Here is a 16,991-nt window from a genome sequence, read left to right as displayed (position 1 = left end):
GGTTCATCACCTGCCGGATCACCCGCACATGATCGAGAGAAATCGCCCCCTCATCGAGAGCTTGAGCCGCACAGGGCAGGACCGGCGCCGCATCGGTATCGTCGCCGACGCGGTGCCACACCGCGAGATCTTCCGCCGCACGCCACCGGTTGATCGCATCCGCGTGCGAGATGTGCAGGACCGCTTGCAAATACAGGGCCGGACTCCCCGAGCCGTTGCGGGTGGGCAGGGACCGGGCACACGCCTGCACGATCAGATCCCGCATGACCGAGGACAGTTTGCGGGTGCTGGTTTCGATCTGCTGCATCAACTCCACGATGTCGGTGTCCGACACCGGAATCAACGACAACGCGGTGAGAGAATCGACCGCCGCGGCCAGTGCTTGCGCACCGGCCGCGATTGCGGTTTCTCCCCCTGATTCCATGCCTCTATTCTACTCCCGGAAAACAGACCCGGAAAGGCGAATTATGTTGTGATATAAGCCTATTCAGAATATTCGGGTTTCATCTTTCGTCTTGCGTTCTTATGTCTTGCCCTTCTTGTCCGGGCATCTTTTATCTAGTTGCTTTTTGCCTTGTTCAGTTGCACGCGGCATTGCGCTGAAGAATGCGCAGCGACCCCGTCACGGAAAGCTCGCGGAACTTTCCGCTGTCCATTGCTCGGCGGTAGATGTTGTACGGGGCCCGGCCGCCGTCGGCGGGGTCGGGGAAGACGTCGTGGATGGCGAGTAGGCCGCCACCTGCTACCCAGTGGGCCCAGTTGTCGTAGTCGCGCTGTGCGGCTTCCTCGGTGTGACCGCCGTCGATGAACAGCAGTCGCAGCGGCGTGCGCCAGATGCGGGCTGCGGCGGCGGAGGCGCCGATGATGGCGATGACGGTTTCGGCCAGACCGGCGCGAACTATGCTGCGGCGGAACGTGGTTACGGTGTCGAAGACTCCGGTCTCGGGGTCGACCAGGCTGGTGTCGTGGTACTCCCAGCCCGGCTGGTGTTCCTCCGACCCGCCGTGGTGATCGACGGTGAAGACGGTTGCTCCGGTTTCCCGTGCGGCCGCACCCAGGTAGATGGCCGACTTGCCGCAGTAGGTGCCGATCTCCAGAATGGTGCCGTCGCCCGCGTAGGCGAGGGCGGCTTCGTACAGTGCACGACCTTCTTCCGGCGGCATGAATCCGGTGGTTTGCTCGGCGAGTTCGAACAAAGCGCGGGTGTCGGCAGAAATCTCGGCCTGCGTCATACGAAAACCTTTCTGGGGCGCACGCATTGATGCGCATTGCACATCGGCGAGTTGCCCGGAGACCGGGCCCATAGTAGCATCCGGACACGTGTCTGATTCCCTTTCCGAACGCCCCACGGTGAGCATGGAGGCCACCCGCCGCCGGCTCACCGAGAAGCAGGCCGACACCGTCGATCGGCTCACCAGGGCGGCGATGGAAGTGCTGTCCAGGGAGGGTTTCGCGGGACTCACGGTGCGCATGGTCGCGGCCTCTGCCGGGGTCGGCACCGCCACCGCGTACACCTATTTCTCCTCGAAGGAGCATCTGGTCGCGGAGCTGTTCTGGCGGCGGCTGGCGGCCACGCCCGCACCCGACAACGAGGGGCTCGACAGCAAGGAGCGGGTGGTTGCCGTGCTGCGGCAGACCGCCATGCTCGTGGCCGACGAACCGGCGCTCGCGGGCGCGGTGACGAGCGCGTTGCTGGGCACCGATCCGGATGTGGCGCATTTGCGGCTGCGCATCGGCAGCGAGATTCGCCAGCGGCTCATCGACGCTCTCGGCGCGGAGGCGGATCTGGACCTCGTGGAGACTCTCGAACTGCTGTACGCGGGCGCATTGGTGCGCGCCGGCATGGGTTACGCCTCGTATGCCGAAATCGCCGACCGCCTGGAGAAATCCGCCCTGCTCGCGCTGCGCGACTGAGGTCTTCCGGAATCCGCGAATTCCGCTGCCGGGCAAACACTCCCGTAGTACCGTCCAGACAGATGTCTGCTGCACTGCGGGAGGTTTCCGATGACGCCGACCAGACCACGGCAGGTATCGGGCGGCGAACACGAGCACGGCCACCTCGAGGAATTCCGCACCGACCCCATCGCCCTCATGACGCGGGTCCGCACCGAATGCGGTGATATCGGCGCCTTCCGGTTGGCTCAGCGCGACGTCATCCTGCTCTCCGGCGCGCAAGCCAACGAGTTCTTCTCTCGATCTCCTCGAATTCTTCGCCGAACTCACCATCTACACATCGTCGGCCTGCCTCATCGGCGTCAAATTCCGCGAGGAGCTCGACGAACGCTTCGCGCACCTCTATCACGAGCTGGAGCGCGGCACCGACGCCTACTGCTACGTCGACTGGGAATTCGAACTGGCCCAACCGTCGGAGACGTACCGCAACGACCACTCGAAGATGGTCGTGCAACTGGAGCAGCCCTGCGCAGTCCGCTACCGGCGACGGCGCATGTAGCCGCAGGGTGTGGGTCCCGGCCAAAAGCATGCCGGGATGACGGGGGCACGGTCCGTTATGACGGACTAGGCCGGGATGGCGGGGCTCGTCATCCCGGCGCGTTTTTGGCCGGGATCCACACGTCAGCGACTAGAGCGCGGCTTCGATTGCGCTGGTTACCGACTCGTCGGTGGGCTCGGTGCGGGGGCGGATGCGGGCGAGCACCGTGCCGTCGCGGCCGATGAGGAACTTCTCGAAGTTCCACTGGACGTCACCGGCGGCGCCTTCGGCGTCGGCTACCTGGGTGAGCTCGCGGTACAGCGGGTGCGAGCCCTCGCCGTTCACCTCGAGCTTCTCCAGCAGCGGGAAGTCGACCCCGTACGTGGTGGAGCAGAATTCGGCGATCTCCTCGGACGTGCCGGGCTCCTGGCCCATGAACTGGTTGCACGGGGCGCCGACCACGCTGAAGCCGCGCGCGCCGTAGGTCTGCTGCAGTTCCACCAGGCCGGTGTACTGCGGGGTGAGGCCGCATTTGGAGGCGACATTGACCAGCAGCACCACCTTGTCGCCGGCCAGTTCGGCCAGCGTGGTGGGCTTGTCGGTGAGCGTCTGCAGCGGGATTTCGCGAAGTGAGGTCACGTCCACGAATATAGAACGAGTTCGTGGACGCCACCGTTCACCCACGTCACGCCCGGGTGCACGAATACCGGACGTCCGGTTCAGGCGTACCGGACCTGCCAGTGTTTGATGCCGTTGATCCAGCCCGCCCGCAATCGCTCCGGCGGTGCGACCTCGGCGAGATCCGGCATGGCATCGGCGATCGCATTGAACATGAGGTCGATCTCCAGTCGCGCCAGATTCGCGCCGACACAGAAGTGCGTGCCGGTACCGCCGAACCCGACGTGCGGATTGGGATCGCGCAATACGTCGAACGAGAACGGATCGGTGAATACCTCGTCATCGAAGTTGGCGGAGCTGTAGAACAACCCCACCCGATCACCTTCGCGAATCTTCTGCCCGCCGATTTCGGTGTCGCACAGCGCGGTTCGCTGGAAACACGTCACCGGTGTCGCCCAGCGCACGATTTCGTCCGGTGCGGTCCGCGGCCGCCGCTCCCGATACAGCCGCCACTGCTCCGGATTGTCCACAAACGCCTTCATGCCGTGCGTGATGGCATTGCGGGTCGTTTCATTACCCGCCACCGACAGCAGGATGACGAAGAATCCGAATTCGTCGCTGCCCAGTGCCTCACCGTCGACATCGGCGGTCACCAGCTGCGTCACGATATCCGCGGCCGGGCAGGCGCGCCGCTGTTCGGCCAGGTTGTAGGCATATCCGAGCAGTTCGGCATTGGCTGTCATATTCGCCCCGGCGAACTCCGGATCGTCATAGCTCAGCAGCTGATTGGACCAGGTGAAGAGCTTGTGCCGATCGTCCTGCGGCACTCCGAGCAACTCGGCAATGGCCTGCAGCGGAAGTTCGGACGCCACCTGCTGCACAAAATCGCCACTGCCGGCGGCCTTCGCCTCGGCGACAATGGCCTCGGCGCGCGTGGTGAGAGTCTTCCGCAAGGCTTCCACCGCGCGCGGCGTGAATCCCTGCGAGATGATCCGCCGAATCTTGGTGTGTTTCGGCGGATCCATATTGATCAGCAACGCATTTCGTGACAGCTCCAGCTGTTCCGGTAGCGAATCGGCAGGCATTCGGATGATCGCGCCCTTTTCGTGCGACGACCAGATCTCCGGTCTGCGGGATATCTCCTTGACGTCCTCGTGCCGGGTAATTGCCCAGAACCCGCCGTCATCGAACGGTGCGGCCTGTTCGGGGGTCTGCGCATTCCACCAGACGGGTGCCGTGCGACGCAGTGCGGCGAACTCCTCGACGGGGCTGCGATCGGCCCAGAGTCCCGGATCGGTGAAATCGAATCCGGCCGGTAATGACGGAACAGACACTGTTCCTCCTACGGCAGCTAGCCGCTATGATCTCGAAACTGGAACGTGTTTCACGACGATTGAACCACGTCGTCCGGCGCGGTAACCCCGGTTTCGATGGTGTGATCACGCCTCGGCCGCCCTCCGCCCATACAGTTACCGCTGGGCATTTCTAGAACACGGCCGCTCGTGACGCACTTGGGACCCTCCACCCCTTGAAGTCGATCTTGTGACTGGACATCATGTCCACCGTGCGGGCAGACTAGAACCTGTTCTACAGTGACCCCAGGCACACTCGAGGATGAGGTAACGAACATGACCGCTTCTCCGCGCTCCGCGGACGCCGCAACCGCAGCCGACTACGTAGTCGTCGGCGCTGGTAGTGCGGGCGCCATCGTGGCAGGACGTCTCGCCGAGCGCGGCGCCAGCGTGATCCTGTTGGAGGCCGGCCGCAAAGACAACACCCGCTTGGTCACCATGCCGGGCGCGATCAGCATGGTGCACACCGTCCCGCAGCTGAAGAAGCGCGTGACATGGAAGCAGTTCTCCACCCCGCAGAAGCACGCCAACGACCGCCTGATCCCCATGACGCGCGGCAAGGTGCTCGGCGGATCCAGCTCGGTCAACGGCATGCTCTACGTGCGCGGCAACAAGGCCAACTACGACTCCTGGGCCGCCGAGGGCAATACCGGCTGGAGCTACGACGAGGTCGTCCCCGCCTACAAGCGCCTGGAGAACTGGCAGGACGGCGCGACCGAACTGCGCGGCAGCGGCGGACCCATCGAGGTCACCCGGCAGCAGAACCTGACGCCGATCGCCCAGCAGTTCATGACCGCCGCCTCCGCTGTCACCGGCGCGCCGATCATCGAGGACTACAACGGCGAATCGCAGGAAGGCATCTCGATCTTCCAGCAGAGCGTCAAAGACGGTCTGCGATACAGCTCTTCGCGCGGCTACATCACCGATATGCCGAACTCGAACCTGACCGTGCTCACCCATGTGCACGCGACGCGAGTCGTCATCGAGAACGGCCGCGCCACCGGCGTCGAGATCGCCGAGAAGAACGGCACCCGCCGCATCGTGCACGCCGCCAAGGAGGTCATCGTCTCCGGTGGCGTCATCGGCTCGCCGCAGCTGCTCATGCTGTCGGGCATCGGCCCGGCCGCGCACCTGCGCGAACTCGGCATCGACGTGCTGGCCGATCTGCCCGTCGGGCAGAACCTGCACGACCACCTCTTCGTGCCGATGACCTTCATCTCGAAAAAGGCCATCCACCGCGGCATTCCGACCCACTTCGCCAGCGGCATCCTGCAGGAACTGGCCCGGCCGGGCAGCTCCTGGATGGGACGCACCGTGTTCGAGGCGTGCGGCTTCGTCAAGACGAAGTTCGCCGAGGGCGACTACCCGGACCTGCAGATCCACACCCTGCCGTGGAGCTACCCGATCCCCAACCAGGACGAGGACAAGCTGCACCTGGTCGATCGCCGTCCCGGCTTCACCATCTTCCCGAGCCTCATCTACCCGAAGAGCCGCGGCGAAATGAAGCTGGCCTCCAGCGACCCGTTCGCCTCCCCGCTCATCGACCCGGGCTACCTGAGCGACCCGCGGGACACCGAATTCCTCATCGAGGGCATTCGGATGATCCGGGAAATCATGGCGCACAAGAGCATTGCCGATGACTGGACCGAGGAGCTCGCCCCCGGACCCGCGCTGCAGGACGAGAACGCGCTGCGCGCCGAGCTCCCCAATCGCGTGCACTCCATCTACCACCCGGTCGGCACCTGCCGCATGGGCGTGGACGAGCGCGCGGTCGTCGACCCGACGCTCAAGGTGCACGGCATCGAGGGTCTGCGCGTGGCCGACGCCTCGATCATGCCCAGCATCACCGGCGGCAATACCAATGCCCCGAGCTACATGATCGGCGAGAAGGCCGCCGAGTTCATCGGCGCGTAGAGCGCTGACAGCACTCCGCCCCGGAACCTGATCCCTCGGTTCCGGGGCGGAGTGCTGTTGTCATCTCGGTCGATCAGGTGTCACCTCAGTCGATCACGATCGGTTCGCCGAGCTCGTACATACTGCGGTGACCGCTCATATCGGTCACCACCAGGCGCGGCAGGTTCGGTCCGGAATCGGCGTAGGAGTGCGAGACGGTCGGACCGGTCGTGGTCAGGTGCACGCCGTCGCCGAAGTACCACTCGTACTGGCGAATTGCGCCGCCCGCCGGGGTGGCGTCGAAATCCACCGACCCGGCCGGGCCGGAGGTGCGGGAGACGGTGAAGCCGTCACCCAGAGGCCCACCGCCGCCGAACCATTCGCGGACTCTCGGATTCAGCAGGAAGGTTTTCGCGTACTGCCGCGCACCCTCGACATCGGCATGCCCGGCCACCGCCTTCCCACACTGCGGCGCCTGTTCACTGCGCGGTGGACAGGCCAGCAGCCGCAGCGAGATCTCTTCGTCGCCCAGCGGATTCATCCACAGCTTGGGATCACTGCCGAGCGATCCGCCGTCCTGGCCGAACAGGCCGTCGGCGGCCACCGCGAAGGTCTCGCCGGCGGCGGTATTCGCACGATCCGCGGCCGTGCGGAACGCCTCCGCCGACGTCCGCACGAATTCCGACCAGCGCTGCTGCACAGCCTGCGGGGTGCCCGGTGCGGCATCACCGTAGAAGTAGTTGGATACCAGCACTTTCGGACTACCGGGCAGCGCGTGGGCCTTCTCGATGGCGTCCTGCATCCCGCGGCCGCCGTAACCCAGCTTGCTGCTGCTGAAGTACGGCACATTCGCGGCCGGGTTGACCGGTTCGGCTCCCGCACCCCCGCATTCGCGACGCACCGCGGCCGTCAGATCCTGACTGCCCGGCGTGAGTCCGACGGGGATACCGAAGATCGGATCCAGATCATTGATACAGCCGTCCAGCAGCACCAGGTCCACCTGATAACCGCGGTCCCGGGCCTCGCCGCCCGCTTCCTCCAATTGGCAGAACACATCGGGTAGTTCACCGCCGCCGGCATTCGCGGCTGGGCAGTGTGCATTGTCGGAGTGCAGACCCGGCGCGTCCAGCGCCGCCCCGGAGGCCGAATAGTCGTGCAGTCGGGTGACGCGGCCGGTCTGCGTGCCGAGCGTTTCGGTGGTGAGATCACCGAACTTGCGATCCAGATCCAGGCCCTGCCCCCAGGTCACCGAATCGCCGACCGAAACCACGTGCAGCGGACGGCAATCCCGGCTCACCCGCAGATTCCACGGCTTGCCGTAGCCGCCGACCGCACCACCGGGAATCCGGGAGCGGGCATCCACGCGGAGCCGGCCGTCCGCGGGTAGCTCGTCCTGCGGGATATCGAATCCCACCGTCACCACATCGCTGTTGACCGGTGCGATGCCGCTGCGAATCGGCTGCCCGCCACCCAGAATGCGCCACTCCACATCGGAGTGGGCGGGCACACCCGGCGGGACGTACACGGCCGTGGTGCCGTGCAGCCCTGTGTGTTCGGCTCCCTTCGTACCGGCGCACTGCCCGTCCGCCGGCGTACTGACATCGATGATCAGTGGGTAATCGGAATTCACGTCGGCCCGGGCCATCGGCCCCGACCACGCGGTCGCACCCACCAGAGCGGGCAGCAACGCCGCCCGCCACCAGCGAGATCGCCACAATTTCACATGCGCCTCCTGAGCATTCCGCAACTTGACAGCAGCCATAGTGCGGTCCCCCCGCCCAGTGCCAACCAGGCGCGCCGAATTGGCCTAATTTAGTCAATTCAAGCGGCGTTTCTGCTAGACAAACACTATGAATGCGAGAAACCTAACGCTCGCTACACTGGCCTTCGCGCTGACCTTCTGGGCCTGGAACCTCATTGGCCCGCTATCAAGCAGCTACACAGACGATTTGGGCCTCTCACCCGGTCAGACCTCCATGCTGGTGGCCACCCCCGTGCTGGTCGGGTCGCTCGGCCGAATTCCGGCCGGCGTGCTGGCCGACAAGTTCGGCGGACGGCTCATGTTCGCCATCATCTGCTTCCTCTCGATCATTCCGACGCTGCTCGTCGGCTGGTCGAATTCCTATGGCGCGCTGATCCTCTGGGGTTTCTTCCTGGGCATCGCGGGCACCTCGTTCGCGGTCGGCGTCCCGTTCGTGAACGCGTGGTACGAACCGTCCCGGCGCGGCTTCGCCACCGGCGTGTTCGGTGCGGGCATGGGCGGCACCGCACTTTCGGCGCTGCTCACCCCGCGCCTGGTCGATCACCTCGGCCGGGCACAGACCCATGTGCTCATGGCGGCCGCGCTGGCGGTCATGGGCGTGGTCATGCTGATGTTCAGCCGTAACTCACCGAAATGGACCCCTGCGACCGAACCTGCGCTGCCGCGCATCAGGGACGCGCTGAAGCTCAAGGCCACCTGGCAGGGCGCGCTGCTCTACGCGGTGGCGTTCGGCGGTTTCGTGGCCTTCTCCACCTATCTGCCCACCGTGCTGCGCAATGTCTACGAATTCGCGCAGTCCGACGCGGGACTGCGCACCGCCGGGTTCTCCATCGCGGGCGTGCTCGCGCGGCCGCTCGGCGGCATCCTCTCCGACAAAATCGGACCGGTCAACGTGCTGACCACCTCGTTCGGCGGCACGGCCGTCATGGCGGTGATGCTGAGTTTCGATCCGCCACAGGAGTTTCCGGCCGGCGTGAGCATGGTGCTGATGGCCTTCTTCCTCGGCCTCGGCACCGGTGGCGTATTCGCACTCATCGCCAAGCTCGTCGATCCGGCCAAGGTCGGCACGGTGACCGGTCTGGTCGGCGCGGCCGGCGGACTGGGCGGTTATTTCCCGCCACTCGTCATGGGATTGGTCTACACCTCCCGGGGCAATTACACGATCGGATACCTACTGCTCGCTCTCACCGCTGCCGCGGCATTGGCCTACACCCTGAAGGTGGGCCGCGAGATCCGCACCTGACGTCCCGGAAGGGGCCATGCGTACCGCACACCGCACACCCGAGCAGGAGCGCATATGACCGCCCTCGATGCCGACGCAACCGCCCCCACCACACCGCGCCCGGACCTGGAGCAGCTGCACGACAGCGCCACCGCCATTGCGGACCAGGTGCTGCAGCACCTGGATTCCTATCTGCTGCACCTGGAATCGACAGTGCAGGCGGCAGGCGGGACGGTGCACTGGGCACGCGACGCCGCCGAGGCCGACCGGCTGGCGCTCGACCTCGTACAGCGCGCCGGCGCCACCGAGATCGTCGAGACCGGGTCCGCACTCACCGCGGAGATCGGACTCGACAATGCCCTTGCGACAGCCGGAATCGTCACTTACACAATCGATCCCACCAGAGAACGGCGCGGGGTCACCGCTGCCGCCGAGCCGCAGCCGCGCGCTCATTCCCTGACTGCGAAGGTCGGTATCACCGGCGCGAATTTCCTGGTGGCCGAGAGCGGCACCGTGGTCGTGGTGGAATCCGACGGCAGCGGCCGTATGTGCCTGACCCTGCCGGAAATCCTCATCTGCGTGGCGGGCGTCGAAAAGATCGTGCCGACCTGGCGCGACCTCGAAGTGTTCCTGGAGCTGCCGTCGGACAGCGCCGCCGGTGACCGGATGCCGCCGTATGTCTCCACCTGGAGCGGCATCACCGCGGGCGACGGGCCGCGCGAATTCCACCTGGTACTGGTCGACAACGGCCGCATCCTCGCGCTCGCCCGAGCATCAGGCCGGAAAGCACTGCGCCGCAGACGGTCCGGCGTACAGGCGGCGATGACCGGGCGCGATGCAATCCTGGACCTGGCGCGCCGAGCCCGCCCGGATCTGCCCGGCGGGCGGCGGAATGTGGCCGCGCCACGCGACTACCTGCGGCACGCGCCCGGCATCAGCAACGGCGATCGCCCCGCCGTGCTCGCACTGTTCGCCGAACGTTCGAAACACTGTGGGGCCCAGGTATATCGGGTGCCGGGATCGGCGGTACCCGAGGCAATTTCCGCCGCGCTGACATTGTCCGGCGCGCGCACGGTAGTTCTCCCGGAGGGCGTGCCCGCCTCCTGGCCTGCCGAGTGGTCACGGACACCGGGGAATCGAGTGCTCTCGGACGAGCCGCAACTGACGCACCCCGAGCTTGCGGACATCGACGCGGTGATCACCACATGTGCAGCGGCCATTGCTGATTCGGCAACCGTGGTACTGGACGGCGGAGAAGGACAGGGCCGTCGCGCACCCACGCTCATACCGGACTGCCATATCTGCGTGGTCCACGCCGAACAGGTCGCCTCGGCCATTCCGGAAGTGATCGCCGTGCTGGATCCGGGTCGCCCGCTCACCTGGTTCAGTGGGCCGCCGACCACCGCTGACAGCAAGGGGATTCGAGTTCCGGGCGGGCACGGGCCGCGCCGGCTGGTGCTGATACTGGTCGAATCGGAGTAGTGAAAACACGCCGCTACCAGTGCTTTTCAGTACTGCAAGATCTTCTTAAGGGCGTGCCAAGCGCGGCCGCGCATCGTTTGTCTCGAGCACCGGAACAGTTCCGGCGCACAGACCACAACCAGCGGGGCGGGGGAAACGCCGGGGCACGATCCGACCACGAGGGGTGCCGGATCGCGCTCCAGCAATCCAACCAGCTGGTTCACATAGAAGGGGCTGTCCTGCCGCGAAGGGGGCGACAGGACAGCGAAGATCCCGCCGGACCCGTCCACGAGGGGTGTCGGGTCCGGCGGGTTCTTCGTGCACGAGCTACTGGCATGATAGGTAGTAAGTGCGCCAAGGAGATTGGATCAGACGATGGAAACCGTGGTCGTCCTCGTATTGGCCTGCCTGATCTACTGGTTCGGCCTCATCCACTGACCGGGCCGCGCTCAGGAGCGCGCTGCGGGCGTTGCCGCCACCGCGAGCAGGGCGGCGGCGATCTGACGGCAGAAATCCTCCGCACCGTCGGTGCCGTGCGTGAGTGCCCGGAACAGGGTCGCGCCGCGCAATAGCTCGAAGACGGCGTCGCTGTCGCAATCAGGGGCGGCCTGGCCACTGGCCACCGCACCGGCCAGCAGCTCCCGCAGCACCTCGCGGGTGGGCAGCTCGCCGCGATCCAGCAGACGGCGGTAGCTGTCGTGATCGTCGTGATACTCCGAGAGCAGACCCGGAATGGCCGAGCGGGCCGCCGGATGCGCCGAGGCGGACAGGAACAGGCGGGTCCAGGCCAGTAGGTCCGCACGCAGATCGCCGCTGGCGACGGGGTGATCGAACTCGTCCAGGGCGAAAATCGCGTCCTCCACCAGCGCCCGCTTACTCGGCCAGCGGCGGTAGATCGAGGTGGTGACCACACCCGCCCGGCGCGCGACCGCCGCAATGGTGGTGGCCTGGTACCCCTCCCCCACCAGCAGTTCCTGCGTGGCGCCGAGTACCTGCGCATCCAGTTGCGGGTCACGCGGGCGCCCCGGGCCGGAACGGGTCAGGCGCTCGGGTGCGCTCACCGGAACTTCTCCCTCGGGTCGACAGGCAATTCTGCGATTGAGGTTACAGCCAGCACCCCTTTCAAATACGCTGCACCTCGTATTCTAATTACGTGGCCATGGCCACAGTGCACCGAGAGGTACCCGTCGATGCTGACACCCCACGACGAACTGCTCTGCCACCAGTTGCCCACCACCTTCGACCACGTCCAGCAGAGCGATCTGCGCTGGACCGAGCGGGTGGTCATGTACGGCTTCGACAAGACCCGCCGGGTGAGCGTCATGACCGGGATGGCGCGCTACCCCAACCGGAACCTGATGGACGCCTACGCCATGATCACGATCGGCGACAAGGCGCACACGATCCGCATGTCCCGGCAGATCGACGACCGCTACGACGGACTCGGCTCCTGGCAGGTCGGGCCGTTCACCTACGAGATCGTCGAACCGCTGCAAAAGGTGCGCGCCATCCTCGCCGACAATGAGCACGGCATCAAGCTGCAGCTCGAATTCGATGCGCAGTTCCCGGCTTACGAGCAGGAGCCCGCTTTCTTCCGCACCCGCGGTCGGGTCCGCGAAGATGCGCGGCGGTACTACCAGAACGGCCGCGTCTCCGGCTGGCTGGAATACGACGGCGAGCGCATCGAGATCGATCCCGCGAACTGGTGGTTCGGCCGCGACCACTCCTGGGGCACCCGGCACGGCGGTGGCGGCGGCGCCATCAACGAGGGCGCGGGCGCGCTGCAGCCGAACGAGATTCCGGACGGCGTCCTCTACTACATGGGCATCTTCCAATTCGAGGACGAGTTGGTGCATTTCGCGCAGCGTGAGACTCCCGAGGGCGCCCGCTGGCACTTCGAAGGCAATGTTCTCTCGCCGCTCGGCTCCGATACCGAGCCGCAGCCGGTCCGCGACGCCGGGCACGATCTGACCTTCCGCGACGACTTCCGCATTGTCAGCGGCGGCACCTTCACTATTGTCGACGCCCTCGGCAAGACCCGGGAGTTCACCATCACCCCGGTCGGTGACTTCTGGCCCGGCATAGCCGGTTACGACTTCTACCGCGGCTACGCCTCGGGCCTGTGGAAGGGCGAGGACTGGAGCGACAGCTTTGCCGCCGACCTCACCGATACGGCCGACCTGAAGCAGGCCAGCATGCTCAGCGAGACCTTCTGCAAGATCGAAACCGAGGGCAAGGTCGGCTACGGGCTGGTCGAAATGGTCTTCATGGGCCGCAATGAGCGCTACGGATACAAGGGGTACTGAGCGTGAGCACTGAACGACTGTCAGCAGAGCGGCTGGCAGCGGCACTGGAACCCGCTGTGCACCAGAACTTCCCGGTATCAGGCACGGCCCGCGTTCGCAATTTCACCCGCACCGATCGTGGATTCGCCACCGAGACCTTCCTTTTCGAGGTCGAGGGCGAAAACGGCGCACTGCCACTGGTTTTCCGGCGACCGCCGGAGATGTCGCTGTTCCCCGACTACGACCTGCTGCGGCAGGTGCTGGTCATGCAGCGGCTGGCCGAAACCGATATTCCGGTCGCCACACCGCTGTGGCTGGATCGGGAGGGCGGCGAACTCGGCAGCCCGTACTTCGTGATGAACCGGCTCTCGGGCCAGGCGCCCAGCGACTACCCCTCGTACCATTCGGCGGGCAACTACTTCGAGGCCACACCCGAGCAGCGGGAACGCATGTGGTGGGGTTGCGTCGACACCATCGCCGATATCCACCGATTGGACTGGCGTGCACTGAATCTCGACTTCTTGGCGATGCCGAAGCACGGCAGCGGCCCGGTCGAGCAGATCGTCGACTATCTGGATTCGGCGCTGCGCTGGGCCACCGAGGGAGCACTGCCCGAGACCTATGAGCGGGCCCTCGCCTACCTGCGGGACAACCGCTACGAGCCGGAGCACACCACGCTCTGCTGGGGCGACGCCCGCATGTCGAACATTCTGTACGACAAGGACTTCCAGGTCAGTGGCGTACTGGACTGGGAGATCGCGTATCTCGGCGATCACGAGGCCGATCTGGCCTGGATGCTGTTCCTGGACTGGGCCAGTAGTGAATTCGAGGGTCATGCGCCGCTGCCGGGCACACCGACCCGCGCGGAAACCATCGCGTACTACGAAAAGCGCAGCGGGATGCCGGTCCGCAATCTCCGCTTCAACGAGATCCTCGCAGCCGTGCTGCTGTCGGTCCCCCTGCTGCGCATGGCCAATCGCATCCAACTGCCGCCGGAAATGAACATCACCGGATTCTGCACAGCCCGAATCGAGCAGCTACTGCCCTGATACACGAGACCGACTCTCGCTGAGAAGCAACTGACTCGAAGGACTCCACCCCAGACACCCATGGGGTGGAGTGCTTGTCTCATCGCAACTGGTGTTTCACGTCGACTCGTCGCAGACACCCCGGAACATCGCTGATACTCGCATGAACTGCCGATCGAAGGCGCCGTTCATATCGTTCGCCAGTCGCTCCAGACGGCTCGGATCGTTGAAAAGGCTTCGGACCCCATCTCGCGCAGCATCATCCAAGGGATCTGCCATGTCGTACCCGAGCCGATGTGCACTTGCGAGCACTGTGTCGTAGTCGTATCTCACCAGCAAATCGATGTACTCCTCGTACAAAAGGTCGAGGTGTCGTCCCATGTTGTACCAATCGAGCATCGTAGCGAGGTCGATAGCATCTTTTCTGTCATCCCAGTGCCGGTCCGACCAGGCGACGAGCTTCAGCAGTGCTTGCGCGGCTATCGATGGAATTCGAACAACGAGCCGATCGGGCAGTTGGACCTTCTCAGCGCAGGAAAAGGCTTCCTGAAATCCTAGCGTGTTCATAGCAAAAGAATTGGGCCAGTTGACTATTCGGTTGGCGTTCTCGATCGGTCCGCACGGGATGACGTCTACCTGGATCCCGCAGACGTCGAAGCGATGACATGAGCCGTTGATGGGTGACAACACTGCGCCCAGTTGCCGCACCTGCTCCCAACCGTCAACCGCGATCGCGATGTCCACATCACGAGTAGCCCGATCCGGGGTACGCCCGAGGATACCGATCGATGTGATGTTCCGGGCCGAAGCTCCGACCACGAGGAAGTCGATTTCCCGCTCTGCGAGCAATGGAATCAGCACTGCGAGAGCTGTTGCTACCAAGCAAATCTCAGGATCTGTCGAGCTCGACAAGTCGATGGTCATGGGAGCGGATTCTCTCTGCGTGGTTTCGTTGTCTCGGATCGCCTGAGGCCCACATGTCGGCATAGATGAGCGTGCTCGGGACTAGTAATTCGAAAGGCTCCGGCGCCATCCAGAATCTCCGGCGAATCAGCACATTAGGTTCCGATTCGGTGCGCCTCCATCGTCGGGTGGCGATAACAGGCGATGGAAGGAAATCGCCGTACAGCGTTGCCGTCACAGGCGACAGATCCGAGTCCAGAATGCTGCCTGCCGCCTCGCCACCTAGTTGAATCTTGTTTTCGGCGAGTAGTTCTCGCGTATCCATCCACCAACGCGGGCTGTCGTCGCGGAACTCGGCGATCGCGAGCTTGTGCGCGAGTGACGTTGTGAATGCCTCGGTCCACCGATCCAGAAGTTCCCGGCCATTGGCCAGAGTCCGCCGGGTACCGACGGTGTACAAGTATCCCCCGACCTCGAGTTCGTTCATGACGATCTGCGCTGTCCCCAGCGATACACCGCTGCGCTCCGCGATGGCGCGCAGCGGGAGGGTAACCGTGTCTGTCCAGCTGAGAAGCGTGAACAAAACCTGCGTGCCGCTAGGGCTGAAGGCTCGGGGCGCATGATGAGAAGTTGGCCGGCGAACATGCGCGGCCGCGTTGCCGAGAACCGTAATGTGCATCGACGGCCAGTCGATGGACATATTTCCCACCTGATCCACGAAGTCCACACCGTTTCTCTGCAAGACCTCAGCAGCAGCCCGCGAGATGTACGGCGCTATCACCAGCATCGAACGATCCGCTGGCGGGAGTGCCCGCGCATTCTCGCTGGTGAGGCGACTCCTGAGCTGGACAACGTAGGTTTTGTCACCTCGCTCACCGGCGTCGAGGCAGACGACCAGGTCTGTTCCCAAGTCGGCAGACACGACAATCCGCAACGTCACACCGCGCTCACCGAGCACAGAACGGACGTCTCGCACCAATTCGTTCATTATCTCGTCGTGTTCATTCTGAATGAACATAGGCTAATTATGAACGCCGACAGCCCGAGAAGCAAGGACCGGGCGGGTGCCATACCAGTCACAGCACCCGAGTCGATATCCGAAGCGCTCGCCCTACTCGACTCCGAGGGCATCGAGGCGCTGAGCTTTCGCAAACTCGGCGCGCGGCTCGTTCGTCATGGGCATCGCCCTCAGTGAGGCCGCGAGCCGGACCACCTTCCGGCGCAGCGGGCTCACCGAGGTCGAGTGGTACCGCAAGCTCTGGCCCGCCGCCGAGATCGCCGCCCGCCCGTACCCCACACTGCACAGGCGCTACACCAGCTTCGGAGAAATCACCGCCGATCCGAATCTGGACATGAATGAACTGCAGCGAAAGCAGTTCGATATCCAGATCGGCTGCATCCTCGACGGACTCGATCCGGAGCTGCGCGGGAAGCGCTGAATCACGCTGTGGCGGCGGCCATTCGACGGCGATGGAACGGGGCTTCCGCCATCACCGAGACGGCCAGGAGCACCGCCAGCGCGGTCAGCAATGCGGCCACCGGAACATGGGTTGCGAGCGGGAGCGAGGCCAGTGCGAGCGCCGCGGTGACCACCCGGATCACCACCACACCCTCCCCGAAACCGGTGAAGGCGGAGCGAATCATCGCCACCGAGAGCAGATAGACCGCCACGCCGCCGACAATGCAGGCGGCGGCGGTGCGGTTCAGATGGGAACCGCCGCCGGAGACCGCGATACCCAGCGACGCACCGGTCAGGGCCAGGCCCAGCAGCAGCGGCAGATGCCCGAAAACATAGATGTGCAGCAGCTTTCCGGTTCGGGCCAGCTGGGCGTGCGCGTTCGGCCGCATTTTTCCGCCATTGAAGTACGACCACCACAGCCCGGCGGTGAGCGCGAAGGCGGCCACCGCGGTCACCCCGGCCCAGCTCGCGGTGCGGGCCGCCGCCAGGCCATTGGTGAAACCGAGCACCGATTCGCCGAGCACGATAATCGTGAAGAGCCCGAAGCGTTCCTGCAGATGTTCGGTCTCCTGCGAGA

General features: G+C 64.9%; 16 protein-coding genes and 1 pseudogene. 8 read left to right on the top strand and 9 right to left on the bottom strand.

All coding sequences use genetic code 11. The annotated features are described in order from the left end of the window. Together JWN03_RS44650 and JWN03_RS44645 are read right to left on the bottom strand one after the other, a co-directional pair. Positions 1-424, bottom strand: a 424-nt coding sequence (locus tag JWN03_RS44650) for a DUF222 domain-containing protein (protein WP_297628885.1), incomplete at its 3' end; no start/stop codon positions are given. Between the two features lie 154 nt (positions 425-578). After that, positions 579-1,232 carry a class I SAM-dependent methyltransferase gene (locus JWN03_RS44645; protein ID WP_297628884.1) on the bottom strand — a complete coding sequence of 218 codons (654 nt, stop codon included), beginning with the start codon at positions 1,230-1,232 and terminating at the stop codon, positions 579-581. A gap of 118 nt (positions 1,233-1,350) precedes the next feature. Here JWN03_RS44645 and JWN03_RS44640 point away from each other — a divergent pair, with 118 nt between their 5' ends. Both JWN03_RS44640 and JWN03_RS44635 read left to right on the top strand, forming a co-directional pair. After that, positions 1,351-1,914: a TetR/AcrR family transcriptional regulator gene (locus JWN03_RS44640; RefSeq protein WP_297628886.1), complete on the top strand. Its 564-nt coding sequence runs from the start codon at positions 1,351-1,353 to the stop codon at positions 1,912-1,914. A 90-nt stretch (positions 1,915-2,004) separates the two neighbouring features. Beyond that, positions 2,005-2,356: pseudogene (locus JWN03_RS44635) on the top strand (hypothetical protein); the annotation flags it as partial. Between the two features lie 225 nt (positions 2,357-2,581). On the opposite strand, the gene JWN03_RS44630 reads toward JWN03_RS44635, so the two are convergent. Together JWN03_RS44630 and JWN03_RS44625 are read right to left on the bottom strand one after the other, a co-directional pair. Beyond that, positions 2,582-3,046, bottom strand: coding sequence for a glutathione peroxidase (locus JWN03_RS44630; RefSeq protein WP_441343181.1), 465 nt, complete (start codon positions 3,044-3,046; stop codon positions 2,582-2,584). A gap of 104 nt (positions 3,047-3,150) precedes the next feature. Then, entirely contained in the window at positions 3,151-4,383 is a 1,233-nt protein-coding gene (locus JWN03_RS44625) for a cytochrome P450 (RefSeq protein WP_297628882.1), read from the bottom strand. A 294-nt stretch (positions 4,384-4,677) separates the two neighbouring features. On the opposite strand from JWN03_RS44625, the gene JWN03_RS44620 reads away from it, so the two are divergent. Continuing rightward, positions 4,678-6,315 carry a GMC family oxidoreductase gene (locus JWN03_RS44620; protein WP_297628881.1) on the top strand — a complete coding sequence of 546 codons (1,638 nt, stop codon included), beginning with the start codon at positions 4,678-4,680 and terminating at the stop codon, positions 6,313-6,315. Between the two features lie 85 nt (positions 6,316-6,400). Here JWN03_RS44620 and JWN03_RS44615 read toward each other — a convergent pair whose 3' ends face one another. Beyond that, positions 6,401-8,017: a PKD domain-containing protein gene (locus JWN03_RS44615; protein ID WP_297628880.1), complete on the bottom strand. Its 1,617-nt coding sequence runs from the start codon at positions 8,015-8,017 to the stop codon at positions 6,401-6,403. A gap of 127 nt (positions 8,018-8,144) precedes the next feature. Here JWN03_RS44615 and JWN03_RS44610 point away from each other — a divergent pair, with 127 nt between their 5' ends. Together JWN03_RS44610 and JWN03_RS44605 are read left to right on the top strand one after the other, a co-directional pair. Next, complete coding sequence (locus tag JWN03_RS44610; RefSeq protein ID WP_297628879.1) at positions 8,145-9,299, top strand: MFS transporter; 1,155 nt, start codon at positions 8,145-8,147, stop codon at positions 9,297-9,299. Between the two features lie 54 nt (positions 9,300-9,353). Then, positions 9,354-10,760, top strand: a complete 1,407-nt coding sequence (locus JWN03_RS44605) for an LUD domain-containing protein (protein ID WP_297628878.1) — start codon at positions 9,354-9,356, stop codon at positions 10,758-10,760. 428 nt (positions 10,761-11,188) lie between these two features. Here JWN03_RS44605 and JWN03_RS44600 read toward each other — a convergent pair whose 3' ends face one another. Continuing rightward, on the bottom strand, positions 11,189-11,800 hold the full coding sequence (locus tag JWN03_RS44600; protein ID WP_297628877.1) for a TetR/AcrR family transcriptional regulator: 612 nt from the start codon (positions 11,798-11,800) through the stop codon (positions 11,189-11,191). A gap of 129 nt (positions 11,801-11,929) precedes the next feature. On the opposite strand from JWN03_RS44600, the gene JWN03_RS44595 reads away from it, so the two are divergent. Then, positions 11,930-13,045 carry a hypothetical protein gene (locus JWN03_RS44595; RefSeq protein ID WP_297628876.1) on the top strand — a complete coding sequence of 372 codons (1,116 nt, stop codon included), beginning with the start codon at positions 11,930-11,932 and terminating at the stop codon, positions 13,043-13,045. 2 nt (positions 13,046-13,047) lie between these two features. Then, entirely contained in the window at positions 13,048-14,073 is a 1,026-nt protein-coding gene (locus JWN03_RS44590; RefSeq protein WP_297628875.1) for a phosphotransferase family protein, read from the top strand. A gap of 96 nt (positions 14,074-14,169) precedes the next feature. On the opposite strand, the gene JWN03_RS44585 is transcribed toward JWN03_RS44590, so the two are convergent. Together JWN03_RS44585 and JWN03_RS44580 are read right to left on the bottom strand one after the other, a co-directional pair. Next, positions 14,170-14,976: a nucleotidyl transferase AbiEii/AbiGii toxin family protein gene (locus tag JWN03_RS44585; protein ID WP_297628874.1), complete on the bottom strand. Its 807-nt coding sequence runs from the start codon at positions 14,974-14,976 to the stop codon at positions 14,170-14,172. Continuing rightward, a complete protein-coding gene (locus tag JWN03_RS44580; RefSeq protein WP_297628873.1) occupies positions 14,942-15,973 on the bottom strand; it encodes a type IV toxin-antitoxin system AbiEi family antitoxin in 1,032 nt (343 codons plus the stop codon). Before JWN03_RS44580 ends, JWN03_RS44585 begins: the two co-directional genes overlap by 35 nt. A 157-nt stretch (positions 15,974-16,130) precedes the next feature. On the opposite strand from JWN03_RS44580, the gene JWN03_RS44575 reads away from it, so the two are divergent. After that, positions 16,131-16,394 carry a hypothetical protein gene (locus tag JWN03_RS44575; RefSeq protein ID WP_297628872.1) on the top strand — a complete coding sequence of 88 codons (264 nt, stop codon included), beginning with the start codon at positions 16,131-16,133 and terminating at the stop codon, positions 16,392-16,394. Position 16,395: 1 nt separating this feature from the next. Here JWN03_RS44575 and JWN03_RS44570 read toward each other — a convergent pair. Continuing rightward, on the bottom strand, positions 16,396-16,991 hold a 596-nt coding region (locus JWN03_RS44570), incomplete at its 5' end, for a low temperature requirement protein A (RefSeq protein WP_297628871.1).

The sequence above is a fragment of the Nocardia sp. genome, assembly GCF_025465275.1.
Taxonomy (GTDB): Bacteria; Actinomycetota; Actinomycetes; order Mycobacteriales; family Mycobacteriaceae; genus Nocardia.
Note: the sequence above shows the minus strand (reverse complement) of the source record. Positions and strands in the feature narration are given on the sequence as shown.

What these genes read in the sequence shown, in the direction of transcription:
- JWN03_RS44645 (WP_297628884.1), bottom strand. Translation starts at nt 1,232, where the DNA reads ATGACGCAGGCCGAGATTTCTGCCGACACCCGCGCTTTGTTCGAACTC.
- JWN03_RS44620 (WP_297628881.1), top strand. Translation starts at nt 4,678, where the DNA reads ATGACCGCTTCTCCGCGCTCCGCGGACGCCGCAACCGCAGCCGACTAC.
- JWN03_RS44610 (WP_297628879.1), top strand. Translation starts at nt 8,145, where the DNA reads ATGAATGCGAGAAACCTAACGCTCGCTACACTGGCCTTCGCGCTGACC.
- JWN03_RS44605 (WP_297628878.1), top strand. Translation starts at nt 9,354, where the DNA reads ATGACCGCCCTCGATGCCGACGCAACCGCCCCCACCACACCGCGCCCG.
- JWN03_RS44595 (WP_297628876.1), top strand. Translation starts at nt 11,930, where the DNA reads ATGCTGACACCCCACGACGAACTGCTCTGCCACCAGTTGCCCACCACC.
- JWN03_RS44585 (WP_297628874.1), bottom strand. Translation starts at nt 14,976, where the DNA reads ATGACCATCGACTTGTCGAGCTCGACAGATCCTGAGATTTGCTTGGTA.
- JWN03_RS44580 (WP_297628873.1), bottom strand. Translation starts at nt 15,973, where the DNA reads ATGTTCATTCAGAATGAACACGACGAGATAATGAACGAATTGGTGCGA.
- JWN03_RS44575 (WP_297628872.1), top strand. Translation starts at nt 16,131, where the DNA reads ATGGGCATCGCCCTCAGTGAGGCCGCGAGCCGGACCACCTTCCGGCGC.